This window comes from Pseudomonas sp. SJZ103 (genome assembly GCF_007828335.1).
Lineage (GTDB): Bacteria > Pseudomonadota > Gammaproteobacteria > Pseudomonadales > Pseudomonadaceae > Aquipseudomonas.
The window spans coordinates 494352-518914 of sequence record NZ_VIUN01000002.1 but is presented as its reverse complement, the minus strand read 5'-3'; the positions used below and the strand labels follow the sequence as shown (position 1 = coordinate 518914).

The following is a 24563-nucleotide window of genomic DNA, read 5'->3' as shown; positions in this document are numbered from 1 at the left end:
CGAGCCCGCTCACTACAAGATTGTCATCAACCGTTGTTAGCTTGCTGTTCATTCACTCCGGCAGGTTCGCGCCATGGTTCTTCGCCTCTTGCTGTCCTGCACGTTGGCTGCGGTCGCCACTTCGACCCAGGCCATGACCCTCTACAAATCCACCGATGCCAACGGCATGGTGTTCTTCAGCGACCGGCAAACCCCCGGTGCCCAGGCGTTCGTGATTCAAGAACGCAGGGTCGAGCGCGTACAACGGCCAGCACTCGACAGACCCAAACCTGGTTACCCACAACAAGCCTACCGCTACCCCTTGCCCTGGCGTGGCGGTCCGTTCCGCCTGACCCAAGGCCCCAACGGCAGTTTCAGCCACACCGACGCCAAAAGCCGCTACGCCATGGACATTGCCATGCCCGAAGGCACGCCGATCATTGCGGCGCGCAGCGGTGTGGTGGTGAAAATCGAGAATAGCCAGATCGGACGCGGCAACGATGCGTCGGGCAATTTCGTGCGCGTGCAGCATGATGACGGCACCCAGGGCGTGTACCTGCATCTCAAGCAAGGTTCGGTCAGCGTCAGGGCGGGGCAGCGCGTAGCAGTGGGCAGCGCGCTGGGGTTGTCGGGCAATACCGGCAACAGCAGCGGGCCGCACCTGCACTTCGTGGTGCAGCAGAGTAGCGAGGCCGGGCTGGTGTCGATTCCTTACGAATTCAACCAGCCGGTGGGGACATTGCCCAATTTTGCATTGGGCAATTGAGGGTCAATCCAGCAGCAGGACCTTGGCCAGCACGATCTTCGGCCCTTTCATCTTCTTGATGATGATCCGCAAGCCTTCAACCTCCAGCACTTCTTCCTCTTCCGGCACCCGTTTGAGCGTGTCGTAGACCAGCCCTGCGAGGGTTTCGGCCTCAATGTGATCCAGGTCGACACCCAACAGGCGTTCCACCTTGAACAGCGGCGTGTCGCCCCGTACCAGCAGTTTGCCGGGCTGGTAGGCGAGGATGCCGCGCTCGGCCTTGCGGTGTTCGTCCTGAATATCGCCTACCAGCACTTCCAGCACGTCTTCCATGGTCAGGTAGCCGATGATCTTGCCGTCGGCTTCTTCCACCAGGGCAAAGTGCGCGCCGCCTTTGCGGAACTGCTCCAGCAACTGCGACAACGGCATGTGCCGCGACACACGTTCGAGCGGGCGGGTCAGTTCGGCCAGGTTGAACGATTCGGGGATGTGGTCCAGGGCCGCCAGTTCCAGCAGCAGGTCCTTGATGTGCAACAGGCCGACAAACTCGTTGCGCACCGCGTCATATACCGGATAACGGCTGAACTTATGGCGGCGGAACAGCGCGAGGATTTCCTTGAGCGGGGCGTTGAAGTCCAGGGTGACCAGGTCTTCACGGGAGTTGGCCCAGTCCACCACTTCCAGCTCGCCCATTTCCACGGCCGAGGCCAGTACGCGCATGCCTTGGTCGCTCGGGTCCTGGCCACGGCTGGAGTGCAGGATCAACTTGAGCTCTTCGCGGCTGTAATGGTGCTCGTGGTGCGGGCCAGGCTCGCCTTGGCCGGCAATGCGCAGGATCGCATTGGCGCTGGCGTTGAGCAGGTAGATCGCCGGGTACATGGCCCAGTAGAACAGGTACAGCGGCACCGCCGTCCACAGTGACAGCAGTTCGGGCTTGCGAATGGCCCAGGACTTGGGTGCCAGTTCACCGACCACGATGTGCAGGTAGGAAATCACGAAGAACGCGGCAAAGAACGACACGCCCTTGATCACTTCCGGTGATTCGACGCCTGCGGCGCCCAACAGCGGCTCCAGGATATGCGCAAAGGCCGGCTCACCGACCCAGCCCAGGCCCAGGGAGGCGAGGGTGATACCCAGCTGGCAGGCCGACAGGTAAGCATCGAGCTGGCTGTGTACGGTACGCAGGATCTGCCCGCGCCAGCCGTTGGTGTGGGCGATGGCCTCGACCCGGGTCGAGCGCAGCTTGACCATGGCAAATTCCGCCGCAACGAAAAAACCGTTGAGCAGTACCAGGATCAGAGCAAAAAGAATCATGCCGAAATCGGCGAAGAGTGTGGCGAGGGTGATACCAGGGGAAGGGTCCATGATTGGGTTTTGCAGGTTCCGTGTGTTCAATAAGGGGGGACAGAAGGGCCTGGAAGGCAGGCGCAAGTCGGCCAATGTAGCGGCTGACGGGGCGCTTGCCTAGTGGTTGCCGCCGGGTGGGGTGTGGAATGCCTTATTCAAAACAGCACAATTCCAATTGTGGGAGGGGGCTTGCTCCCGATAGCAGTGTGTCAGTCAGCATATCTGATACTGGTGCACCGCCATCGGGAGCAAGCCCCCTCCCACATTTGGTTTTGTGCTGTGTTTGAGTTATTCGTCATTTCCAACGAGCCGCGAACGGGTCATCTGCGCTGGTGGAAAATGGCAGGTGAACGTACTGCCATGCCCCAGCACACTGCTGATTTCCAGGCGCGCACGGTGGCGCAGCAGCACATGCTTGACGATGGCCAGGCCCAGCCCGGTGCCGCCGGTGTTGGAGTTGCGGCTGGAGTCGACGCGGTAGAAGCGCTCGGTCAGGCGCGGCAGATGCTTGGCGTCGATGCCGATGCCGGAGTCCTGCACGCTCAGGTGTGCGCCTTGTTCGTCGGCCCACCAGCGGATGCGGATAGTGCCCTTGTCCGGGGTGTACTTCACCGCGTTGAACACCAGGTTGGAGAACGCGCTGCGCAATTCGCCTTCGCTGCCTTTGAGCAACACTCGCGGGTCGGCATCCAGGCTGATCTGCTGCCCGCGCTCGCCCGACAGGGCCTGGGCGTCATTCTTGATGGTCTGCAACAGGCTTTGTACGGCCACCGGATGGTTGTCCGACGGATAATCCGTGGCTTCAAGCTTGGCCAGCAACAGCAAGTCGTTGAGCAGGGTCTGCATGCGTGAACCCTGCTGCTGCATTTGCTGCAGGGCACGGCTCCAGCGCGGGTTGATCTCGTCGACGTTGTCCAGCAGCGTCTCCAAGTAGCCGCAGATCACCGTCAATGGCGTACGCAATTCGTGGGAAACGTTGGCGACGAAGTCTTTACGCATCTGTTCCAGTTGATGGATGCGGGTTACGTCGCGCACCAGCATCAGGTGTTCGTTGTTGCCGTAGCGCGTCAGGTACAGCTGGATACGCACGCGGTCGTTGGTCGGCGAGGGGATTTCCAGCGCTTCCTCGTAGTTTTCCTGCTCGAAGTACTCTTTGAAGCGTGGGTGGCGCACCAGGTTGGTCACTGGCTGGCCGCTGTCCTGGGGTGTCTTGAGGCCCAGCAGGGTCTCGGCGGCGCGGTTCCACCATTCCAGGTTGCCATCGCTGTCGAGCATGATCACCGCGTCCTTGAGCGCGGCGGTGGACTCCTGCACGCGGTCGATCACGGCTTGCAGGCGCCCGCGTACGCGTTGGTCGCGGCGTTGCAGGTGGTAGATGCTGTCGAACACCTCACCCCACAGGCCGTAGCCGTCAGGTGGCGCTTCGTCGGGTTTGTGCTGGCGCAGCCATTCATGCAGGCGCAGCAATTGTTTGAGGGTCCAGCCCAGGTACAGGGCGATACCAATGGCCAGGCTCCAGCCGTAATAGCCGCTGACCAGGCCTACCAACAGGCAGGCGGTGATCAACAGGAGCATGTGGCGGATCAGGGTGCCATGCCAGTTTTGGTTCACTTAAACATGCGTCCTTGTCAGCTGTTAAGGAAGGGCTGGCTCAGCCTTTGGTTGAAAACCGGTAGCCGGTGCCGCGCACGGTTTGTACCAGATTCTCGTAAGCGTCACCCAAGGCTTTGCGCAGGCGGCGGATATGCACGTCAACGGTGCGCTCCTCCACATACACGTTGCCGCCCCACACCTGGTCCAGCAACTGGCCACGGGTATAGGCGCGCTCCTGGTGGGTCATGAAAAATTGCAGCAGGCGGTATTCGGTCGGGCCCATCTCGGCCGGCTTGCCGTCGATGGTCACGCGGTGGCTGATCGGGTCCAGCAGCAGGCCGCCGACTTCAATAGGCGCTTCGCCATCGGTCGGGCCGGCCCGGCGCAATACGGCCTTCAGGCGCGCTACCAGCTCCCGTGGGGAAAACGGCTTGGTGATGTAGTCATCGGCGCCGACTTCCAGGCCCTGGATCTTGTTGTCCTCTTCGCCCTTGGCGGTGAGCATGATGATCGGGATATCCCCGGTCAGCTCATCGCGCTTGAGGCGGCGGGCCAGTTCGATGCCGGAGGTGCCGGGCAGCATCCAGTCCAGCAGGATCAGGTCCGGCTTGCGGTCGACGATAATGGCATGGGCCTGCTGGGAGTTCTCCGCCTCCAGGCAGTCATAGCCGGCCATTTCCAACGCAACGGCGATCATCTCGCGGATGGGCGCTTCGTCGTCAACAATCAGAATGCTCCTGCCAACCATGCCTAAAATCCTCTTGTCATTTAACTGTCTTGCGCCGCATTAGATAACGGAAATATTGCAGTCGTGTGACAGTAATTTAGTCGATCGGGCAATTGGCGGCACTCTGGACTACGCTTTGGGTCCGAATCCTGACAACCACAAAAGGAAGGTTCCGATGAATCACAGTACTTTTTCCTGGAAGGCCCTTCTGGTCACGGCGGCGTTAACGCTGCCGACACTGGCATTTGCCGCAGACCCGGCGATGACGAAAGACGGGATGTTGGTGGATCATAAGGGCATGACGCTCTACACCTTCGCCAAGGACGCCGATGGCAAGTCCATGTGTAACGACAAGTGCGCCACCAACTGGCCGCCGTTGATGGCCGAGTCCACCGACAAACCCATGGGCAAGTGGACCGTTATCACCCGTGACGATCAAAAGGGCCAATGGGCCTACAACGGCAAGCCTCTCTATACCTTTGTGATGGACAAAAAGGCCGGCGACATGACCGGCGACGGCAAAATGGACGGGGCCTGGAAAGTCGCCAAGCCCTGATTCAGCCCGCTAGCGGTGAGGGGCCTGGCCCCTCATCGAAACCCGTAATCCGCCACAATCCCGATAAAAATCGCCAACCCGGCCCAGTGGTTGTGCAAAAACGCCTTGAAGCACTTCATCCGGTCCCTGTCGCGGGTGTACCAGAACTCCCAGGCAAAGCAGCCTGCCGCCGCCAGCAACCCCAGGTGGAACCAACCGCCCAGCTCAAACCGTGCGCCGGCCAGCAACAGGCACAGCAGCGCCAGGCCTTGCAGGGTGAGGATGATCACCCGGTCGGCATCGCCGAACAGAATCGCAGTGGATTTGACGCCGATCTTCAAGTCGTCGTCGCGGTCGGTCATTGCGTAATAGGTGTCGTAGCCCACCGTCCACAGCAGGTTGGCTATATACAGCAGCCAGGCGGTGGCGGGCAGGTGGCCGGTTTCGGCGGTGAACGCCATCGGCATGCCCCAGGAAAACGCCGCGCCCAACACCACCTGCGGGTAATAGGTGTAGCGCTTCATGAACGGGTAGCTGACCGCCAGTGCCAGGCCGCCCAGCGATAACCAAATGGTTGTGGCGTTGGTCAGCAGTACCAGCAGGAAGCTGATCAGCATCAGTACCGCAAAGAACACCAGGGCCTCTTTCGAACTGATCCTGCCGCTTGCCAGCGGGCGTTGCGCGGTGCGCTTCACATGGCCGTCGACCTTGCGGTCCGCCCAGTCATTGATGACGCAACCGGCAGCGCGAGTCAGCGTAACGCCCAGCACGAAAATCACGATGTTGGCCAGGGACGGCGAACCCTTGCCGGCGATCCACAGCGCCCACAGCGTCGGCCACAGCAGCAGGTAGATGCCGATGGGCTTGTCCATGCGGGTCAACTGAATGAAATCCCAGGCCCTGGGGTTCAGGCGGTTCAAGGATTTGAGCAGACGTTGATACATCAGCAGTTCTCCGGATGGTCATGCAGCGCGTGCCAGAAACTCGGCAGGAAGACTTCCGCCACCAGCACGCTCAGCGCCCCACGATCGAAGCGTGAGCGGCGTGCCCACAGCCCGTCGGACTGGTCCGTGGTCGGCAGCCACTGGCGAGGGTAATGGCACACCTCGATGGCCTGGCGGGTGAACGCGCGGTCGCAAAACAGCAATTCGCCCAGGGAACGGCTGCCCAATTCGTCCATCTGCAAGCCGTCGCCCTGCAATGCACTGCGCGCCGCCACACTGCGGGCAAATACCCACGGCTGGCCATGCCCACGCAAATACACCTCGCGCACCCAACCGATGCTGGCCGGGGGCATATGCAGCGCCGCGCATTCATCATCGCGCAGCGGCTGCCAGCCTTCGAACAGCGGCGTCACGCTGAAGCCATCGTTGGACAGCCACGTCAGCCGGCGGGTCAGCGAGCCTTCGTCGAACAGCCAGTTGAGGGTCAAGGGCGCGGGCGCAGGGCTCAGGAGGCTCTGGGTCAACCATTGGCAAGCATCGGGAAGGGCGATTGAGTGCGGCACGGTGCGTCAGTATTGGCAGCAAAAGAGGCGGCGAGCTTACCATGGCGTCCTGATCTTTTGCCGGGCTGCGCGGGCGCCTTGCGTCGATCGTGCTTGCATCTGCCGGCCCCGATCAGTACAAAACGCCCTGAGCCGTGCGGCAATGCTGGATCCATCGACCGCCGGCCAACCAGCCTGGACCCTGAGGAAGCAAGTAAATGAAGAAGTGGCAATGTGTAGTCTGCGGCCTGATCTATGACGAAAAAGACGGCTGGCCGGATGATGGTATCGCTCCGGGCACTCTGTGGCAGGACGTACCGGAAGACTGGCTGTGCCCGGACTGCGGCGTCGGCAAAATGGATTTCGAAATGATCGAAATCGGCTAATTTTCAGTTTCAGAACCGTACTACAAGGAGAAAGGAATGAACGCACCTGTCGTGATCATCGGCACAGGATTGGCCGGCTACAACGTGGCCCGGGAGTTTCGCAAGCTCGACAGCGAAACCCCATTGCTGCTGATCACCGCGGATGACGGGCGCTCCTACTCCAAACCCATGCTTTCCACCGGCTTTGGCAAGAACAAGGAAGCCGATGGCCTGAGCATGGCCGAACCCGGTGCCATGGCGGAGCAACTCAAGGCCGAAGTGCGCACCCACACCCGCGTCAGCGGCATCGATCCCGGTCACAAACGCCTGTGGATCGGTGAAGAAGCGGTGGTCTATCGTGATCTGGTCCTGGCCTGGGGCGCAGAAACCGTGCGCGTACCAGTCGAAGGAGACGCCGCTGAGCTAGTTTTCCCGATCAATGACCTCGAAGATTACGCCCGCTTTCGCGCCGCCGCTGCCGGCAAGCGCCGCGTGCTGCTGCTCGGCGCCGGCCTGATCGGCTGCGAATTTGCCAACGACCTGATCCTTGGCGGCTATGAGATCGACCTGGTGGCGCCGTGCGAGCAAGTCATGCCGACCCTGCTGCACCCGGCGGCGGCCGCAGCGGTACAGGCCGGCCTGGAAGGGCTGGGGGCGCGTTTCCACCTGGGCCCGGTGCTCAACCGCCTGCAACGTACCGCTGACGGCCTGGAAGCGCACCTGTCGGACGGTGAAGTGGTCCACTGCGACCTGGTGGTCTCGGCCATCGGCCTGCGCCCGCGTGTCGACCTGGCCGCCGCCGCCGGTCTGCAGACCAACCGCGGGATCATGGTGGACCGCCACCTCAAGACCTCCCACGCCAATATCTACGCCCTGGGCGACTGCGCCGAAGTTGACGGCTTGAACCTGCTGTATGTGATGCCTTTGATGAGCTGCGCCCGTGCCTTGGCCCAGACCCTGGCCGGTAACGCCACCGCTGTCAGCTACGGCCCGATGCCGGTCACCGTGAAAACGCCGGTCTGCCCGCTGGTGGTCTCGCCGCCGCCACGGGGCACAGAAGGTGTATGGAGCGTCGAAGGCCAGGGCGCCGACATCAAGGCCCTGTGCCGCGACGCCAGCGGCCGCCTGCTGGGGTATGCGCTGACCGGCAGCGCCGTGATGGAAAAACTCGCCCTCAACAAAGAACTTCCGCCGTTGCTGGCGTAAATACCGGTCGTTCTGTCGGAATAAGCACATTTTTTACCCTAGAAAGGGCGCCGCGAGACTGGCGCGGCGTACGAGGGCATGCCATCCTCACTCCCGTCTGCCGCAGAGTAGAGCCTGCGGCGCCTTGGCCGCTGTTCCGTTAGAGAGCAGCACGGACATAACAACAAAAAACCGTCAAAGAGGCTTCATATATGCGTAAACCAGAACTCGCAGCCGCCATCGCTGAAAAAGCGGATCTCACCAAAGAACAGGCCAACCGCGTCCTCAACGCCGTTCTCGAAGAAATCACCGGCGCCCTGCACCGCAAGGACAGCGTCACCCTGGTTGGTTTCGGCACCTTCCTGCAACGCCACCGTGGCGCCCGCACCGGCAAAAACCCGCAAACCGGTGAGCCCGTGAAAATCAAGGCGAGCAACACTGTTGCGTTCAAGCCGGGCAAGTCGCTCAAAGACAGCGTCAACCCGTAATGTCGGTACCGTCTCGAAGGGAGGCGGGGCGGTAAGAAGAATGGGCACGCCGACTGGGTTGGGTGCTCATTTTTTGTGAACGCTTATAAGTGCTTTAACGAATGCCTTCGACGAGTTCCTGGTCTTTCTCGCCACCCCACGGATCGTCCAGCAGGTACTTGGCAGCGACTTTGGTGTCAGTTGGGACCAAGGTGATCTTGTAGAAAATCTCGTCGCCTTCGCAGACCTCGAAGTACAACGCATAGTCGCGCTTCTCCAGATCCAGCTTAACGTTGAATTTTTCAGACGCCGAGGCTACTTCCACCTGCTTAGGGTCTGTGACATGAAACGGCACGACGATGCAGCGCTGGGCGGTTTCATCAGGGGTGAAACGATTTGTCAGATTCAAGTTCACATTCGCGCCGAAAGCGTCTTCGGGCAGAGGGTCAAAGACAACGTAGTCGCTATGCAGGACCGCGCCCTGCGCCAGGTTGACCTTGCCCCATTGACTTGACGCCTCATCGAAGGGGCGCGAACGAAACTGGATTTGCCTGTGGGAGATCAGTAGATCCACGGATTGGGTGGTGTTTTTCATCAATAAACCTCGATCTTAATTCGAGATAAAGGGGACGGATGTATTTGATTTTTTTACTTATGGCCGTTGATCTAAATAAATCCGCCCCTTTTATACTAGGTTGTTTGTAGTAAATAGATTCTTTGACAAGGTTTTAATTAGATCTACAGCGGTCATTGCTTAGTCGCTAACTTTCTGAGTTTAAAGTTCATGGTCTTTAATAGGTTGCTCAGATAAGTGCAGGTAAAATAGCTTCACTTCACCCGGGTCTTCAGCACTTTTCAGCGTTGCGTTGTACCTGTCTTCAAGTTTTTGGGCTAGCCCTTCGGTATTCAGCAAAACAAAGGAGGGGTAATCAGTGTTGGTGCAAATCCATTCGTTCGAATCTACTTGGTCAAACCAACGCTGCGCTAAATCAATACTGGTCAGTAACTGCTCTTTCCAGTCAAGTTTCTCATCAAGGTTATCGAATGAATACAACCATATTGAAAATCTTTGGTTGAAATGCTCAAGTGGCTCACTTGGATTTTTCAGCGCCCGCCAATCAGTCAGCTCGGCTACAACCCAGTTAGAAGTACGTGTTTTAATAGTCTTTTCAATGATGGATTCGGACCAGCTGTCCGGGTATTCAAGCCTTTCATCTCGCAGTGCTGCATCAAGGACTGTGTTTACACGCGTCATCAATACAGGGTCGAGAATCTGAAGCGTCAGGTGAAGAGAGAACCATCCTTTTTTTTTGGATATATCGATCGTGTATCGACGAGTTCGTCCACTTTCGCCGACCATTTCAAAAAAGCGGAATTTTTTCAGCGTGTAACCAAATTTCGCAAACGGCCCTGCCAGGGTTGAAGTCAACTCTTTCAATATGTCGTTCACAGCTTTTATCATTACGGCAACCTCCATAGTGGAACTCTGGCTTCGCTGACGGTAACGCCTTTCGTGCTTTTCCGGAGCTTCCAAATATGCTTTTTCCATCGGCAATGATTTTATCTTTTTCAAGCGGAGACAGGACCTTCAAAATCTTCGGTTTGCCAATAAGTTCTTTCGGGGGGGGCGCCATTGTACTTGAGGTAGTGATTTCGGAAGGGGATCGGCAACTTTCTGCCGATGACAGACTCTAGGTGGACCAAGTCTGCTTCGGTGATGGCTTTTATTTTCGATCATCGTAACCTCCAGTCATGAGCAGCGCCCAGGCTTGAGTTACTTAGGCGGGTTGTTAGTCATCCAGCTCTTTCAGAAGAAGAAGGGGCGAATTTATTTAATTGCTTACTTGGTTGTACAATGATTAAATAAATCCGACCCGGTTTCTTGTTTCTTATGTTGTTTTAATAATGGTCTGGCTGGGATTTATAAAATTTTATTCGCTAATTCTAAGTCGAACTTCTTGTTCCCAAAAATCGATTTAGTTGCGAGCACTTTCCTCATTACATCCGAATCCAGGCTGATATTATTTTTATGTGCGGCAAAGAGGATCGTTAGAAATGGGAATGCATAGCTGTTGGGCTCGGACAACACGTCATCAATTAATGCCGTCGTACCCAAGATGCAGTTCTCCGCCTTCGGCAGGAAAAAAAATCTCAGCCGGTCACTTATTTTTTTGACTGTAGCGTTTATATCCTGAGCTGACGGAGTTTTGATGATTCCGCCCAACTCGTCGCCGAACTGTTTTGTTTCTTCCGACAAAGAGCTCTTCGACAAAAATGATGCGTTCAACAGCCGGCTCTGATAAGGAGGGGACTGGTTTGTACAGAAGCTAAATGCCTCACATGTATAAATTTCCATTCCAGCATAGTAGCCATCGGCTTTTGTCAAATGCTGGAGGTAGATTTCTCCAAGTTTTTCTTTTTCTTCCAGCAGGCTAAGTTTATTTTTGCCTGCCTTTAGGTCGAAGTGGGGAGATGTTATTTGCTTCAGCGCTGCCAGTAATTCCACTTCCATATTTTTACGAACTTCTAGGCTCATGGTATTCACTTGTAGATTAGAAGATTGAAGGTTGCGTTGTGCTGTGCGCCTTTTCCACCTAGCGGAACGCCCGGTTTGCCTTTGGTATCAACCTTGAATGATCCCTTCGTCCCAGCAGAGGGCTTGATCGTGCCACCTCCCAAGTGTTGTGTGGTGTTGGCCGGCCTGGTCATGTCGAAGACCTTGGAGTCGGTTTGGTTAGGAGTCAGCTTTCCAGTGCCATGCTTGACTTCAAATACATGTAACTTACCGTTACGATCCTTGGCGACGAAGTCAGCCCGAATACGTTTTCCGTTTACCTTCATGGTGACTTCTTCGGCTACGACCTTGAACCCGTTCCGTTTCAAGTCATGAATCGCCTTAGTCCGACCTTTATTACCGCTGACTGCACTTTTGCAAGCCCATCCCCACGGGTCAATCCAAGTAAAGGGATTCGGCGCATATTGATAGAGATTCAATCCCCCCGCCAACCCAATCGGATCCGGCGTAGTAAACCGCCCCACATCCGGATCATAAAACCGAAACGTGTTGTAGTGCAGCCCAATCTCCCGATCCAGATACTGCCCCTGGAACCGCAAATTCTGCTCTTCGATAAAGTACGCCTCACGCACTTCTTCGGCCGCATTCCCCCACACCTGATACCGCGCCTGCCACACCGTTTTCCCATCAGCTTCGGTCAGTTGCTCAGGCAATCCGTTCAGGTCGTTGTGGTAATAGCGCACACTTTGATGCTCGCCCGTACCATCCACCCGAGCCAGCGGTGCATAGCCATCTTCTTCATAGATATAGAGGCTGGTTCGGCTGTGCCGATGTTCCTGCAACAGGCGCAACCCCTCCCAATCAAAGCGGGTTTCGCCCAACGGGTAGCCGTTGCTGTCATGTTCGGTTTTAGCGATGCGCCGGCCGAGCGGGTCATAGGTCATGTTCACGACCGTTTCGCGACCATCCTTCTGGCTACGGACTTCGATCAGGCGATGCTCAGCGTCATAGGCGAAATACTGTACGCCACGCGCTGCACTGCGCTTTTCGATCATGCGACCAAAACCATCGTAGCGGTAACGTTTGTCCTGATAGGTCAACAGCTTGTTATGCACCACTAGGCCCGCATTGGCCTGTGGGCCGTCCAGCAGGTTGGCGGCGGCATCGTAGGCGAAGGTTTCGCGCTGACCTTGAATGTTGTCCTGGCTGGCGATGATGCGCCCGGTCGCGTCGTAATGGAGCAGTTGGCGCTGATCCCGACGGTTATCGCGGTCACGCTCCAGACGGCCGATCAGGTTATCGGCCGGGTCATAGTCGAAGTGTTTTTGCTGGGCAGCCGGCAGTTGCGTGGGCTGGCCATTGGGGCGGCGTATCCGTGAGCGCAGGCGGCCGCTGCGGTCGTATTCGCTGCGTGTGGTGATCTGGCCTTGGGTACGCAGAACTTCACGGTGCAGGCGGTCGCGTTCGAAGTCGCAGATGACGCGGCCGTCGAGGTTGATCTGGTGCAGGTGGCCGCTGCCGTAGTAAAGACGGTTGAGCCAGCGGCCGTCGGGCAACTGCGTCTGGATCAGGTTGCCGAGCTCATCGTAGTGGTAGTTCAGGCTGCCAGCGGCGCTTTGTTCGATGAGCAACTGGCCGCGCGCGTCGTAGGCGAAGGCCAGTGCCTGGGTGGTTTCGTCATTGCCGATGAAGGTGACAGCGGTGAGTTGGTCCAACGGGTCGTAGGCGTATTCGGTGCGACCATCATCGGTTTGTTTCAACAGCAAGCGGCCCACTGCATCTCGTTCGAGTCGATGCACAATTGAAGGCTCAGGTGTCTGCCCTGTGGGCACGTACTCAACGGCGGCTACGTTATCCAGAAGGTCATAGGCATAACGTCGGGCGCTGCCGTCGAGGTCTTGTTGCTCCACGAGACGGTCGCACGGGTCCCAGGTAAAACGGTAACTCTCACCATTTTCATTGGTCAGGGTTTGGAGGTGTCCGTAGGCGTCGTAGCGGAACTCAATCTGCCGGCCGTGTGCATCTATTCGTTGGCGCACTTGCCCGCGGCGCCCGTATTGGTAGCGGGTGGTGTGACCCGCTGCATCGGTATAGCCGATCAACAGACCGCTGGTGTCGCGCAGGTACTGTTCGGTGCGACCGTCCGGCATTTCGGTCTGCAACAGCCGGCCTTGGCCGTCGTGTCGATAACGCTGTCGTTCACCCAAGGCGTCGACGACCACCTGCAAATGGCCCTGGCGGTCGTACTCGAACGCTGTGGGATACCCCGAACAATCGATATGCTGGATTAACTGTCCGGTTTCATTCCACCGCAGGGTTTTGCTCTTCCCCGTGGCATCGATGATTTCCACCACCTGACCAAAGGCGTCGTAGCGATAACGTGTGGCATGCCCCAAGGGGTCGATTTCGCTGACGCAATTGCCCCGCTGGTCGTACTGATATTGCCACGCGTGGCCTGCCGCATCGGTCTCCACCAGCGGCAGCGACCAATGCTCCAGCCACAACGTCGACTCGATACGCCCCAACGGATCCTGAGTGCTGCACAGGTTGCCGGACTCGTCGTAGCCGAACTGCCATTTGCCGCCTTGTGGGTCAGTCGCGCTGAGCAACTGACGCTCCTCATTCCATTCGAATTGCCACGTCTTTCCCAGGTTGTCGGTGTATTCGGTGATCTGGTACTGCGAGTTCCAGCGGCGTGTGCTGAGACGCTGCAAGCCATCAGTAATGCGCGTCACTCCGGCCGACAGGTCGTAGTCGAACAGGTATTCGTCACCCTCATCCGTCCAGTGCCGCACCACGCGCCATTCGCTGCCGTCCACGCAGCCCCATTGGTAGTAACAACGCAGCCCGGTGGGCAGTTGATGCTCGACCATGCGCTGGCCGTCGTCATAGGCGAAGCGGCGTTGCACGTTTGCGTCGGTATCGCGTACTTCGGCCAGGTCGCCGCGAGAGTCGTAGCTGTAACTGACAAGGGTTTCCCGGCTGTGATCTGGGTATAGCCGCTCGACTTGCTCCACTCGCGCCGGCCATTGCTGGCTGTAAACAAGTTCGACACGCACATGGTCGAACGTATCTCGTAAGTGGCTCAGCCGACCCTGAATGTCATAGTCGAGGAAGATTCGGTTGTCGTTGCGATCCCCCAATTGGCTAAGGCGCAGGCGTGAGGCGGTGCCTGGCGTTGGTTCGAATAGCCGATAGAGCCCATCAACGCTTTCAATCAGTAGTTGGCCATTGGTATTGCGCCGTACGCTCAAGCCTTCTCCTGCGCTGAATACGGCACCGCCCAGCGGGATGACGCCCATGTCGATCTGTCGCGCTTGCTCATCGGTATAGACCAGCCGTTCCCCACCATCGGGGTGTACGCCAATCTCGACGCAGACCTCGTAGATCACGCTCCAGCTGGCACCGAACAGACCGTCGCGACGCTCGTCCCGGCTGCTGTAGTAGCGCTGCCACTCGATAGGGAGCAGGCCGGGCAGGGCGAAGTCCAGATCGTCTTCCCCATCAAGAATTTTCGCGCCAGTGGAGCTGTGTACCGGGTTGGGCGAGCCTGCTACTGCAGAGGTAATGGCATTGGTCACTTGGCTGGTGCCCCACGACACCAGTCCACCAACGACCATGCACGGCAGCTTGCTGAAAAACTTGGAGCCGCCGCCACGCAGCATCAACAGTGCGGTCACCGCCAGCCCGACACCGGGTGTTTTGCCACTGCGGATCTCGCGTACCACCACGGGGCTTCCGCCAATACGCACGTTGCTGGAGATCATCCCCGACTCGACAATCGAGGCGTCGCAGGTGCTTCGGTCACCGCTGCGGGCGGCCGGCTGACCGTTGATAGTGACCTTGCTGGAGCCTTCGGCAATAAACTGCGGCGGCATTGGCGGATGCTTGGTGCAAATCACAATATCCAGCGGTTTCGGTACTGCGCCTGGTGCGGGAACCGCCACTGTGGGTCGCCACATCTGCGAGAAGAAACCCTTGGCCATATCAAGGTAGCTAGCCTCTTCGGGGCTACCACCTTCGGCAGGTTGCGAGCTGACCGGGCCGATGGCGCCTGCGGCACGTGCAGAGGGTATGCCGTTGGTAAAGGTGTTGTGGGAGCCAGTGGCGATTGTTGCCATCACCACCGGCGGGAATAACGCATTGCCTATCCAGTCACAAACCTTTGTCAGTCCCTTGTCCGCCCCCGTCTTGCTCATGCCTATGCCGACGATAATTCCCACCACGGCGCCCAGCACAAAGCAGCCTAGCCCGCCGGTTACGACCGTAATACCGGTGGCGGCCACAATCGCAGCAGTGGCAACGGCCGTAATAGCGATGTTGGCCGCAATTTCCAGCACGCCTCCCAGGATGTCGGCCATCGCCGAGGTGTGCAGCAGGCCGTCGCCGAGACGTGCCGCCCAGAGTGCGTCAGACATGGAATAGGGGCTTCAAGGCTTGGGATTCAGCTGCAAGGTGCTTTTGATGGTTGCCCAATGGGCGCTTTCAGCATCGCCCAGGGGTTGGGCTTTGACATAACTCAGGGCAAGCATCTGCCGAGTGCCGGGTATCACAAGCGCTAACTGGTATTGATGGATGCGCTCGGTGCCCTTGCTGAACTGGTTATGCACTTCGATGGCGTCTATATCCTGCGCCGCGCCTACACGAAGTGCCTTGGCCGGTTGGTAGCGCAGGTCCTGTACCTGCTTCTCCAGCTTCGCCAGTTGCTCTTCGAAGTTGCTTTGCAGCGTCTCACCATCACCTAGAAGGCTACGGCTGACAATCAACGACGTACCCAGAGCGGCGAACTTCAGGATATTGATGGAAGCATCCTGAACGTCATCGCTGGGCAGCGTGAATTGCAGTTCGTTAAGTTGATAGGTCATGAAACGGAATCTCGTTATTGGCCGGAAGGCGGCTTAGGAAACATGGAATTGACGGCCGCGTCGATTTCACCCTTGACCCCTTGGCCCATGGGGGTGGTGCCGCCTTTGCCACCAATGTTCAAATGCAAATTACCTCCGGTGTTGATCTCCGAGCTGCCTTCGGAATACACATTGATCTGCACACCAGTGAGATTGATCTGGCCGCTGGCGTTGAGCTCCAGCACGCTTTTGCCACAAACCAGGCGCAAGTTTTCGCCCACTTCAATTAGATAGCTCTTGCTGATGGCGTCGGTTTTGCTGAACCCCACCATAAGCATGTCGTCATGCTTGACCGCACGCACGCGGTCGTTGCCAATCGTCACTACCTCGTCATGCCCAATGCTCTTATTGCGGTCATGCCCCACCGAATGGCTCTCATCCACCTCCACCACAATGTCCTGGTTACGCTCGGCATGGATATACAACTGCTCCAACCCCTTCTTGTCCTCCATGCGGATTTCATTGAAGTTGGCCGGCGTGCCGCCCTTGCTCGAGCGACTCTTCATGCCGCTCTGGGTCGCGTTTTCCGGCAGGTCGTACGGCACCGTCTGCTCGGCGTTGTACACCCGTCCGGTAATGATCGGGCGGTCCGGATCACCTTCAAGAAAGCTGACAATCACTTCCTGGCCGATCCGTGGAATCTGCATCGAGCCCCAGTTCTTGCCGGCCCAGGATTGCGACACGCGGATCCAGCACGAGCTGTTTTCGTTGGATTGGTCGTGACGGTCCCAGTAGAAGTGCACCTTCACGCGGCCGTATTGGTCGGTCCAGATTTCCTCGCCTTTGGGACCGACCACCAGCGCGGTTTGCGGGCCTTTGACGATGGGCCGGTGGGTGGTGGCGAGCGGGCGGAAGCTTTGCTGGGCGTCAATGCAGGTCAGGCTGCTTTCGAACTGCGCCGAGCCTGAGCCACCACCGCTTTCCAGGCTTTCTTGAACGATGTAGTAGCGGCAGCCGACGATCAGGTATTCGCGGTTCTGGTCCTGGCGGCTGAAGCCGGTGAGGCTGAACAGATGGCCGGAGCCGAGGCCGCGGGCGTTGCCGCTGAACTCGATCTGCTCATGCAGGGTTTGCAGGGCTTCGATGCGGGTGCGCGCATAGTGTTCGCCGTCGGCGCTTTGCACATAGGTGCCGGGGTAGTCGTACAGCGGGTAGTCGCCGGCGGTGTGCGGGCGCGGCATGGCCGAACGCACATCGATGCTGGCGCTGGGGCGCTGGAAGTCGTAGTCGTTAAGCTCCAGCGAACCCGGCTGAACCTCCTGCGCCAGGTGCCAGTTGTGCATGTGGTCGCGTTCGCGCTGCTGCTCGTCCTTGGGGTAATACGGGATCGACGCATAGCCCGGCACCGTGGTGTGGGCGCCATAGGCGTCGGCCAGTACCAGCACATGGCGGTCCTGCTCATGGCGAAAGAAGTAGTAGATACCTTCCTGCTCCATCAAGCGGCTGACGAAATCGAAGCTGGTCTCGCGGTACTGCACGCAGTATTCCCACTCGCGATACGGCCGGCTCAGGGCGTCTTCGAAGTCGGAGAACCCCAGGTCGCGGAACACCTGCTTGATGATCTGCGGGATGCTCAGGTTCTGGAAAATCCGACAGTCGGACGTACGGCTCAGCAGCCACAGCCATGGGCGCAGCGTCACCTGGTAGCTGGCGAACTGGCCCTGGTCGATGTTCTGGCTGCACCGCGCAACGATGCCGTGGAAATGCCGCTCACCGCCGTCCGCCAGTTGCAGGCCCACGCTCATCGGCTTGCCCAGCAACTGGTTGAGGTCGATGTTGGCGTCCAGGGACGTCAGTTGCAGCTCATAGTTGAACAGGCGGCCCAGCTCTTCGCCGCCGCCCATTTCATTGAGCAGCAGCACATCCGGCCCGAGGGGGCTGGTGATCTTGGCCAGGCGTGAGGCTTGGTTGAATAGCATCGGTTAACCCGTAAATTGCGTAATAGCTGAAGAAACCGGCTGCAAATGTGGGAGGGGGCTTGCCCCCGATAGCAGTGTGTCAGGTGATGCATTGGTGACTGATTCACCGCCATCGGGGGCAAGCCCCCTCCCACATTTAGATTGTGTTTCTTCAGGTCAATCGTTGAACTGGTAGTGCAGCTCATTATCCCGGCTGCTGATACGCACACCCGCCAATGCCTTGCCTTCGAGCATGCGCGTGAGGAATTCACGGCTCATGTCCGGCAGCAGGCTGTTGGTGAGGATGGTGTCGATCATGCGCCCGCCGCTTTCGGTTTCGGTGCAGCGCGAGACGATCAGGTCGACCACCGCGTCGTCGTAGTCGAAGGCGACCTTGTGGGTATTCTCCACGCGCTTCTTGATGCGGTTGAGTTGCAGGCGGGTGATCGCCTTGAGCATCTCGTCGCTCAGCGGGTAGTACGGAATGGTCACCAGGCGGCCGAGCAAGGCGGGAGGGAAGATCTCCAGCAATGGCTGGCGCAGGGCCTTGGCGATTTCTTCCGGCTCGGGGATGTTCGCCGGGTCTTTGCAGACCCGGGAAATCAGCTCGGTACCGGCGTTGGTGGTCAGCAGGATCAAGGTGTTCTTGAAGTCGATCACCCGGCCTTCGCCGTCTTCCATCACGCCCTTGTCGAACACCTGGAAGAAGATTTCATGCACGTCCGGGTGGGCTTTTTCCACCTCGTCCAGCAGTACCACGCTGTAGGGTTTGCGCCGCACCGCTTCGGTCAGCACACCGCCTTCGCCGTAGCCGATATAGCCCGGAGGCGCGCCCTTGAGGGTGGACACCGTGTGGGCTTCCTGGAACTCGCTCATGTTGATGGTGATCACGTTCTGCTCACCGCCGTACATGGCTTCGGCCAGGGCCAGGGCGGTTTCGGTCTTGCCCACCCCCGAGGTGCCGGCCAGCATGAACACGCCAATCGGCTTGCTCGGGTTGTCGAGGCCGGCGCGGGAGGTCTGGATGCGCTTGGCGATCATCTGCAAGGCGTGGTCCTGGCCGATGATGCGTTTTTTCAGGTGCTGGTCGAGGTTGAGCACGGTTTCCAGTTCGTTGCGGGCCATGCGGCCCACCGGGATACCGGTCCAGTCGGCGACCACCGAGGCCACGGCCTGGTAATCCACGGTCGGCAGGATCAGCGGGGTTTCGCCTTGCAGCGCAGTGAGGCGTTGTTGCAGGTCGACCAGTTGCGCACGCAATTGATCGCTCTCGTTGTTACCTGCATCGCTGTCCACAACCCCGGCTTTTTCGCGCAGGGTGGCACGGGTGGCGAGCAGCTCATCCACCAGGGTTTTCTCTTCGGCCCAGCGGCTTTCCAGGGTCGCCAGGCGCTCACGCTCGGCGCTTAACAGGGCTTCGCTGTTGCTCTGGCGCGCGCCAATGGCAATGCCGATCGCATGCTCGCGGGCGATGATTTGCAGCTCGGTTTCCAGGGCTTCGATGCGGCGGCGGCTGTCGTCCACTTCGGCCGGCACCGCGTGCAGGCTGATGGCGACGCGGGCGCAGGCGGTGTCCAGCAGGCTCACGGATTTATCCGGCAACTGGCGCGCCGGAATATAGCGATGGGACAGCTTCACCGAGGCTTCCAGGGCTTCGTCGAGGATCTGCACCTGGTGGTGTTTCTCCATGGTCGAGGCCACGCCGCGCATCATCAACAGCGCTTTGTCTTCCGACGGCTCGGCCACTTGTACCACCTGGAAGCGGCGGGTCAGGGCCGGGTCTTTCTCGATGTGCTTTTTGTACTCGGCCCAGGTCGTCGCGGCCACGGTACGCAGGGTGCCACGGGCCAGGGCAGGTTTGAGCAGGTTGGCCGCATCACCGGTACCGGCAGCGCCACCGGCACCCACCAGGGTGTGGGCTTCGTCGATAAACAGAATGATCGGCTTGGGCGAGGCCTGGACGTCTTCAATGACCTGGCGCAGGCGCTGTTCGAACTCGCCTTTCATGCTCGCGCCGGCTTGCAGCAGGCCGACATCAAGGCTGCGCAGTTCCACGTCTTTGAGCGCCGGCGGCACATCACCGGCGACGATGCGCAGGGCGAAACCTTCGACCACGGCGGTCTTGCCCACACCGGCCTCACCGGTGAGGATCGGGTTGTTCTGGCGGCGGCGCATGAGGATGTCGACCAACTGGCGGATCTCTTCGTCACGGCCGACGATCGGGTCGAGCTTGCCGCTGCGCGCTTGTTCGGTCAGATCGACGGTGAAACGCTTGAGCGCCTCCTGCTTGCCCATCGCACTCGGTGCCATGGCACCGCTGGCCTCACCCGGCACCGCGCCGGCATTGAAACCGTCGCTGGCAGTCAGGGCGTTTTCCGGCGAGTCGCCGACGTATTCGTCAAAACGCTCGCTCAGGGCTTCCGCCTTGATCTTGTCGAACTCCGAGGATAACCCCAGCAGCGCATGGCGCAGGCTTGGCGTCTTGAGGATGCCCAGCACCAGGTAACCGGTGCGCACCTGGCTTTCGCCGAACATCAGGCTGCCGTACACCCAGCCGCGTTCCACGGCTTCTTCCACGTGGGACGACAGGTCGGTGATCGACGTCGAGCCACGCGGCAGGCGGTCCAGGGCTTCGGTGAGGTCACGGGCCAGGCGCGCCGGCTCGACGTTGAACTGGCGGATGATGCGGTGCAGGTCCGAGTCCTGCAGTTGGAGCAACTGGTGAAACCAGTGGGCCAGTTCCACGTACGGGTTGCCCCGCAGCTTGCAGAACACGGTGGCGGCTTCGATGGCCTTGTAGGCCACGCTGTTGAGTTTGCCGAACAGTGCGGCGCGACTGATTTCACCCATGCTCTGGATTCCTTGAGGTGGTGGCTTGATCGGCGTAATGCCGGGCCAGGATTAGGTCGTTGGCATCAACCGCAGGGCAGCCGAGCCAGGTATTAAAGCCCAGGCGGAACTGGCCATTGAGTTGCAGCGCCGGTACTTCGGGTTGTTGCAGAACCAGGTTCAAGTCCCAGTCCAATTCATGGCCCAGGTACTCGGCCACCCACGCCACCAGCTCGTTGAACGGCTGGCTGCCGGGCAGCATGCCCATGTAGTCGTCCAGCTTGAGCGGGCCCAGGCGGATGCGGAATTTATGCTGGCGGTCCCACACGTGGCTGCCCAGGCAGAAGTCCACGCCCAGCTGGTTGGCGCTCACGCCCACGCGGCTGCGCTCGGGCAGTTCCAGCCATTGGCCGACGTATTCTTCGATCTCCACCGGCAGGCCGAAATACTCGCCCAGGATCGCCTTTAAACCGTCCGGGTAGCGGGTTTGCGCCGACAGGTGGCCGCTGTAGTGCAGCTTCGCCGTGTCGGGGATCAGCCCCTGGTTAAGCAGGCTCGGCATGCCCCGTCCACTCAAGGCGGCGAGGCGTGCAGACCAGTAGTCATCGTCCGGGCGGTCGTGGCTGACCGTCGGCCGCGCCTCGGCCCAGGCCCGGTAAAACAGGCTCAGCAGACGGTGGTGGAACACGTCCAGGAACTGCTTGCTGGTACTGTCGGCGTTGTTGCGCTGACGCTCGCGTACGTACTCGGTGATATGCAGCGGCAACGGACCGTTGGGGCCACCAAGGCCGAAGAAGAACTGTTCCAGCCGTGCCGGTTTGCCGTCGCCACCGGGGTCGACCGAGGCCAGGGTCGCCGGGGCGAAGGTGCAATCGGCCTGTTGCCCCAGGCGCAACGGGTCATCCGCCAAACGCAGGGAATGGCCCAGGCGCGGCAGCTCGGGCGATTCGCACTCGATACGCCGCAACGCCTGGAAGAAATCGTATTCCCAGGGCTCCTGATGCATCGCATCCAACGTACTCACAGGGTCGGACGACGCCCGGGCTTGGCTTTCCATCGCATGATCTCGCCGCGTTCGGTGGTACGGATCACCGTCTCGGTAAAACTGTTGATCGACACGTAGCGTGCCAGGAAGCGTTCCAGCACCGCACCAAGCAGGAACACGCCGGTGCCGCGAAACGCGTTTTCATCGAACTCCAAGGTAATTTCCAGGCCGCGACCAAACACAATCGGGCCGGGCATCGGCAGGCGCCGGGTGACGGCCTTGCTGCTGACGTCGCGCAAGCCTTCGATCTGCAATTGCAGCGCCGCGTCATTGCTGTCGCCATACAGACGCAGCAGTTCGCGCAATGCCGCCGCGCCCTGGCCTTGTTCACTCAGGGACAAATAGTTGAGCGACAACTGGCTGATCAGGCGCCAGGCCTTGGCGTCATGGGCATGGCTGGCGCGTGGGCGGCTTGGCCCGGCGACGCAACGCACGGATAACACCGGCGCGCTGTCGGCCAGGGTGAAGTCGGTCTTGCCGTTGCCCACGCTCATGAACAACGGCAGGTCGCGGTTGGTGCACAGCGCGGTCACGCCGAGTTGGCGCAGGTCGTGGCGATACGGCGCCTGGCGGCTGTCGACCAGGCTGACAAAGGTTTCGCTGCCCACATAGGTGGAGCGCGGGCCGTTGCGGCGCTGGTCGCTGGACAGCACCCGTGGCTCGCGGCGCACGGTGTAGTACGCCTGGTCGCGGCCATAACGGGATGGATCGCGTACCGCGTAGAACGGCAAAAATGGCTGCTCTGGCCCGGTGCCGTGGCCGGTGATGCCGCTCAGCGAGTGAATCTCGAAATCCATTGGCCGTGTGCGGTCGGCGATCACATGGTGTTCGTTGACCCGATCGGACAAGTGGATGCGGTCCACGCGCTTCGGGAACAGGTTGATCGCCGGGGTGCAGAACGGCAAAAACTGCGCTGCGCCGACGCTGCCTTCCAGGCTCGGCTCGTGACGGTCGAACAGCACGATCAGCTCCAGCTCCTGGCCGTCGCAACGCTTGACCGCACGGCTCAGCTCGGCGAATTCGACGAACAGGAAGCGGTGGGGCAGGGCGAAGTATTCCTGCAACAGGCGATAGCCCTGGAAGGCTCGCGCGACGACCGGCATGGCCGCATCGGCGTCGTCGAAACCCCGCGAGCGCAGCGCATCCTGCGGCAGGCGCTCAACCCAATCGCCACCGGGCTTGCGCGCAAACACCGCGCAGGCGTTGCCCAGTAGTTGTTCGTAGAGGCGGAACGGCTGCTCGTCGGCACCGCTGAGGTACAGCGGCAGGTTGTCCAGGTCGAGGCTGTTGAACGGCAATTCGGCGCCGGTGCGCAGGGTCAGGCGCAGGCCGGCCTTGGCTTTCGGCTCACTGGCGGCCAGGCGCCCGAGCACGGCGGCGGGGTTGCCGAAGTACTCGGCGTTGCTGACCTGCAACGGCCACAGCGTCACCGGGTGCGCGGTGCGGTACTCGCAGCAGGTCTGGGTTTCGCGGCCCAGGGCGGCGCGCAACACGGTGTCGCGCGGCAGCGGGAAGCCGCTGGCCAGGGAACCTTCGTCGGGGTCGGTGTGCAATTGCACCACGGTCATCGACGGCGTCGGCGCCAGGTAGTGCGGGTAAGCGATTTCCAGCAGGTTGTGGGTGAAGGTCGGGTACTCGGCGTCGAGTTTGAGCTGTACGCGGGCGGTGAGGTAGGCAAAGCCCTCAAGCAGGCGTTCGACGTACGGGTCGGCGCAGTCCATACCGGACAGGGTCAGCCGACTGGCGATCTTCGGGTATTCCTTGGCGAACTCCGCAGCGCTTTCGCGCACGTGGTGCAGTTCCTGGTTGTACAGCTCCAGCAGGCGCGGGTTCATGGGCGCCTCCGCTGGTCGGCATTCACCACGCGCACATGGCCGGATTCCAGGTCGAGGTCGGTTTGCAGCAACAGGCGCAAGGGCACCGGCTGCGCCCACAGGTCGCCTTCGATCTCGAAACTCAGCGCGTTGTGATTCATCTCGCCATGGCCGACGCGGGCCTTCACCCGCAGGGTATGGCGCAGGATGCGTGGTTCAAAAGTGGCAATCGCCTGGTAGATCAGGGCTTCCAGGGCCTTGATGTCGACGCTGGAAACGCTGTTGCCCGCCAGCGCCGGCAGGCCGTAATTGACCACCGAGGTGCCTGCCTGTGTGTGCAGCGTGGCATCGGCATCGAGCAACGACGTGGTATTGAGCAGCCACGCCAGGTCGCGCAGCACCGAGGCTTTCAATTGGGTCAGGGACAGCACGCGTTTATCGGCGCTTTCCTTGGGATTGGTCGGGTCGTCGTCGGTCAACCGGTCCAACAGGGACGGTTGCAGACGGTCGCGGGAAGCGATTTCAGTTACCACCAAAGCAGCTCCACGGACGGGTTGCGAGAGGAACAAAAGGCTGCACTTGAGACCGTAGTGCCGTGGCGCAGGGCCACGGCCCCAGGGCTATCAGCGCTTGGTGTTGGAACGGATGTTCCAGCCAAACTTGATCGCGCCGCCGTCTTTGGTGCCGTCGGCTTTCTGCGGCTGGTAGTCGACCATCACTTGGGCGAAGTTCAGGGTGACGTTTTCAGTCAGGCGGTCATCGCCGCCCGAACCGCCGGTGCTCAGGGACGTTACCAGCACTTCTTCCAGGTTGATCACCATGTACTCGACCTGGCTTTCACCACCGGCCTTGCGCACGGTCAGCTTGACCTTGTCGATGTGCTTGCCGCTGGCGCAGTGCATCATCAGGTTCGGCGAGGCCTTGTCGACGTACTTGGTCAGCGACAGGTCCTGGATATTCACCTTGCCCGCGCCGCCGCCACCGCCCACGTGCATGTTGCCGGACTGGGCCATGCCCCAGCTCCAGTTCAGCACGTCGATTTCGTCCTTGTGGGCTTTGTCCATGGACTCGCCCTTGATGTCGCCGATCTTGATGAAAATATCAACAGCCATGTTTTCTCCCTGTGTGG

General features: G+C 59.8%; 21 protein-coding genes. 5 read left to right on the top strand and 16 right to left on the bottom strand.

Features of this window, described 5'->3' with window-relative positions:
* The first annotated feature begins 73 nt into the window (after nt 1-73).
* Nucleotides 74-745: a M23 family metallopeptidase gene (locus tag FBY10_RS07680; protein WP_145337393.1), complete on the top strand. Its 672-nt coding sequence runs from the start codon at nt 74-76 to the stop codon at nt 743-745.
* 3 nt (nt 746-748) lie between these two features.
* Here the strand turns inward: FBY10_RS07680 and FBY10_RS07675 are convergent, their stop codons facing one another.
* The 3 genes from FBY10_RS07675 to phoB all read right to left on the bottom strand — a co-directional run bounded on the left by FBY10_RS07675 (nt 749) and on the right by phoB (nt 4412).
* Complete coding sequence (locus tag FBY10_RS07675) at nt 749-2089, bottom strand: hemolysin family protein (protein WP_131697680.1); 1341 nt, start codon at nt 2087-2089, stop codon at nt 749-751.
* A gap of 270 nt (nt 2090-2359) precedes the next feature.
* Complete coding sequence (gene phoR, locus FBY10_RS07670) at nt 2360-3646, bottom strand: phosphate regulon sensor histidine kinase PhoR (protein ID WP_205885705.1); 1287 nt, start codon at nt 3644-3646, stop codon at nt 2360-2362.
* Between the two features lie 76 nt (nt 3647-3722).
* Nucleotides 3723-4412 (bottom strand): phosphate regulon transcriptional regulator PhoB, encoded by a 690-nt coding sequence (phoB, locus tag FBY10_RS07665; RefSeq protein WP_003176964.1) that lies wholly within the window; start codon nt 4410-4412, stop codon nt 3723-3725.
* A 154-nt stretch (nt 4413-4566) separates the two neighbouring features.
* On the opposite strand from phoB, the gene FBY10_RS07660 reads away from it, so the two are divergent.
* Entirely contained in the window at nt 4567-4947 is a 381-nt protein-coding gene (locus tag FBY10_RS07660) for a hypothetical protein (protein WP_145337394.1), read from the top strand.
* 32 nt (nt 4948-4979) lie between these two features.
* Here the strand turns inward: FBY10_RS07660 and ubiA are convergent, their stop codons facing one another.
* Nucleotides 4980-5870, bottom strand: coding sequence for a 4-hydroxybenzoate octaprenyltransferase (gene ubiA, locus FBY10_RS07655; protein WP_145337395.1), 891 nt, complete (start codon nt 5868-5870; stop codon nt 4980-4982).
* The gene (locus FBY10_RS07650) at nt 5870-6433 is read right to left on the bottom strand and encodes a chorismate lyase (RefSeq protein ID WP_145337396.1); all 564 of its coding nucleotides are present in this window, start codon (nt 6431-6433) and stop codon (nt 5870-5872) included. The genes ubiA and FBY10_RS07650 overlap by 1 nt, the downstream gene beginning before the upstream one ends.
* A 197-nt stretch (nt 6434-6630) precedes the next feature.
* Between FBY10_RS07650 and FBY10_RS07645 the strand changes: the two genes are divergently transcribed.
* From FBY10_RS07645 to FBY10_RS07635, 3 genes are all read left to right on the top strand, one after another.
* Complete coding sequence (locus tag FBY10_RS07645) at nt 6631-6798, top strand: rubredoxin (protein ID WP_003213373.1); 168 nt, start codon at nt 6631-6633, stop codon at nt 6796-6798.
* A 36-nt stretch (nt 6799-6834) separates the two neighbouring features.
* Nucleotides 6835-7983 (top strand): NAD(P)/FAD-dependent oxidoreductase, encoded by a 1149-nt coding sequence (locus FBY10_RS07640; RefSeq protein WP_131697675.1) that lies wholly within the window; start codon nt 6835-6837, stop codon nt 7981-7983.
* Nucleotides 7984-8174: 191 nt separating this feature from the next.
* A complete protein-coding gene (locus tag FBY10_RS07635; protein WP_003213368.1) occupies nt 8175-8450 on the top strand; it encodes an HU family DNA-binding protein in 276 nt (91 codons plus the stop codon).
* Nucleotides 8451-8544: 94 nt separating this feature from the next.
* Here the strand turns inward: FBY10_RS07635 and comJ are convergent, their stop codons facing one another.
* The 11 genes from comJ to FBY10_RS07575 form a co-directional block, all read right to left on the bottom strand.
* Nucleotides 8545-9024 carry a competence protein ComJ gene (gene comJ / locus FBY10_RS07630; RefSeq protein WP_145337397.1) on the bottom strand — a complete coding sequence of 160 codons (480 nt, stop codon included), beginning with the start codon at nt 9022-9024 and terminating at the stop codon, nt 8545-8547.
* 180 nt (nt 9025-9204) lie between these two features.
* The gene (locus tag FBY10_RS07625) at nt 9205-10002 is read right to left on the bottom strand and encodes a hypothetical protein (RefSeq protein ID WP_145337398.1); all 798 of its coding nucleotides are present in this window, start codon (nt 10000-10002) and stop codon (nt 9205-9207) included.
* Between the two features lie 348 nt (nt 10003-10350).
* A complete protein-coding gene (locus tag FBY10_RS07615) occupies nt 10351-10965 on the bottom strand; it encodes a hypothetical protein (protein ID WP_145337399.1) in 615 nt (204 codons plus the stop codon).
* Nucleotides 10966-10970: 5 nt separating this feature from the next.
* Nucleotides 10971-15362, bottom strand: coding sequence for an RHS repeat-associated core domain-containing protein (locus FBY10_RS07610; protein WP_145337400.1), 4392 nt, complete (start codon nt 15360-15362; stop codon nt 10971-10973).
* Nucleotides 15363-15374: 12 nt separating this feature from the next.
* On the bottom strand, nt 15375-15809 hold the full coding sequence (locus tag FBY10_RS07605) for a DcrB-related protein (protein WP_145337401.1): 435 nt from the start codon (nt 15807-15809) through the stop codon (nt 15375-15377).
* A 14-nt stretch (nt 15810-15823) separates the two neighbouring features.
* Nucleotides 15824-17767, bottom strand: coding sequence for a type VI secretion system Vgr family protein (locus FBY10_RS07600; RefSeq protein ID WP_145337402.1), 1944 nt, complete (start codon nt 17765-17767; stop codon nt 15824-15826).
* 156 nt (nt 17768-17923) lie between these two features.
* Entirely contained in the window at nt 17924-20596 is a 2673-nt protein-coding gene (tssH, locus tag FBY10_RS07595; RefSeq protein WP_145337403.1) for a type VI secretion system ATPase TssH, read from the bottom strand.
* Nucleotides 20589-21632: a type VI secretion system baseplate subunit TssG gene (tssG, locus tag FBY10_RS07590; protein WP_053127603.1), complete on the bottom strand. Its 1044-nt coding sequence runs from the start codon at nt 21630-21632 to the stop codon at nt 20589-20591. The genes tssH and tssG overlap by 8 nt, the downstream gene beginning before the upstream one ends.
* Nucleotides 21596-23455, bottom strand: coding sequence for a type VI secretion system baseplate subunit TssF (gene tssF, locus FBY10_RS07585; RefSeq protein WP_065937972.1), 1860 nt, complete (start codon nt 23453-23455; stop codon nt 21596-21598). The genes tssG and tssF overlap by 37 nt, the downstream gene beginning before the upstream one ends.
* Nucleotides 23452-23967: a type VI secretion system baseplate subunit TssE gene (gene tssE / locus FBY10_RS07580; RefSeq protein ID WP_027608263.1), complete on the bottom strand. Its 516-nt coding sequence runs from the start codon at nt 23965-23967 to the stop codon at nt 23452-23454. Before tssE ends, tssF begins: the two co-directional genes overlap by 4 nt.
* A gap of 90 nt (nt 23968-24057) precedes the next feature.
* Nucleotides 24058-24546, bottom strand: coding sequence for a type VI secretion system tube protein Hcp (locus FBY10_RS07575; protein ID WP_015886558.1), 489 nt, complete (start codon nt 24544-24546; stop codon nt 24058-24060).
* Between the last annotated feature and the right edge of the window lie 17 nt (nt 24547-24563).

Excerpts from the sequence above, each read along its gene's own strand:
- FBY10_RS07605 (WP_145337401.1), bottom strand. The coding sequence starts at position 15,809 with ATGACCTATCAACTTAACGAACTGCAATTCACGCTGCCCAGCGATGAC.
- phoR (WP_205885705.1), bottom strand. The coding sequence starts at position 3,646 with ATGCTCCTGTTGATCACCGCCTGCCTGTTGGTAGGCCTGGTCAGCGGC.
- tssG (WP_053127603.1), bottom strand. The coding sequence starts at position 21,632 with ATGGAAAGCCAAGCCCGGGCGTCGTCCGACCCTGTGAGTACGTTGGAT.
- FBY10_RS07635 (WP_003213368.1), top strand. The coding sequence starts at position 8,175 with ATGCGTAAACCAGAACTCGCAGCCGCCATCGCTGAAAAAGCGGATCTC.
- FBY10_RS07645 (WP_003213373.1), top strand. The coding sequence starts at position 6,631 with ATGAAGAAGTGGCAATGTGTAGTCTGCGGCCTGATCTATGACGAAAAA.
- FBY10_RS07575 (WP_015886558.1), bottom strand. The coding sequence starts at position 24,546 with ATGGCTGTTGATATTTTCATCAAGATCGGCGACATCAAGGGCGAGTCC.
- tssH (WP_145337403.1), bottom strand. The coding sequence starts at position 20,596 with ATGGGTGAAATCAGTCGCGCCGCACTGTTCGGCAAACTCAACAGCGTG.
- FBY10_RS07660 (WP_145337394.1), top strand. The coding sequence starts at position 4,567 with ATGAATCACAGTACTTTTTCCTGGAAGGCCCTTCTGGTCACGGCGGCG.
- phoB (WP_003176964.1), bottom strand. The coding sequence starts at position 4,412 with ATGGTTGGCAGGAGCATTCTGATTGTTGACGACGAAGCGCCCATCCGC.
- FBY10_RS07675 (WP_131697680.1), bottom strand. The coding sequence starts at position 2,089 with ATGGACCCTTCCCCTGGTATCACCCTCGCCACACTCTTCGCCGATTTC.
- FBY10_RS07615 (WP_145337399.1), bottom strand. The coding sequence starts at position 10,965 with ATGAGCCTAGAAGTTCGTAAAAATATGGAAGTGGAATTACTGGCAGCG.
- FBY10_RS07600 (WP_145337402.1), bottom strand. The coding sequence starts at position 17,767 with ATGCTATTCAACCAAGCCTCACGCCTGGCCAAGATCACCAGCCCCCTC.
- FBY10_RS07680 (WP_145337393.1), top strand. The coding sequence starts at position 74 with ATGGTTCTTCGCCTCTTGCTGTCCTGCACGTTGGCTGCGGTCGCCACT.
- FBY10_RS07640 (WP_131697675.1), top strand. The coding sequence starts at position 6,835 with ATGAACGCACCTGTCGTGATCATCGGCACAGGATTGGCCGGCTACAAC.
- comJ (WP_145337397.1), bottom strand. The coding sequence starts at position 9,024 with ATGAAAAACACCACCCAATCCGTGGATCTACTGATCTCCCACAGGCAA.
- ubiA (WP_145337395.1), bottom strand. The coding sequence starts at position 5,870 with ATGTATCAACGTCTGCTCAAATCCTTGAACCGCCTGAACCCCAGGGCC.
- FBY10_RS07610 (WP_145337400.1), bottom strand. The coding sequence starts at position 15,362 with ATGTCTGACGCACTCTGGGCGGCACGTCTCGGCGACGGCCTGCTGCAC.
- tssF (WP_065937972.1), bottom strand. The coding sequence starts at position 23,455 with ATGAACCCGCGCCTGCTGGAGCTGTACAACCAGGAACTGCACCACGTG.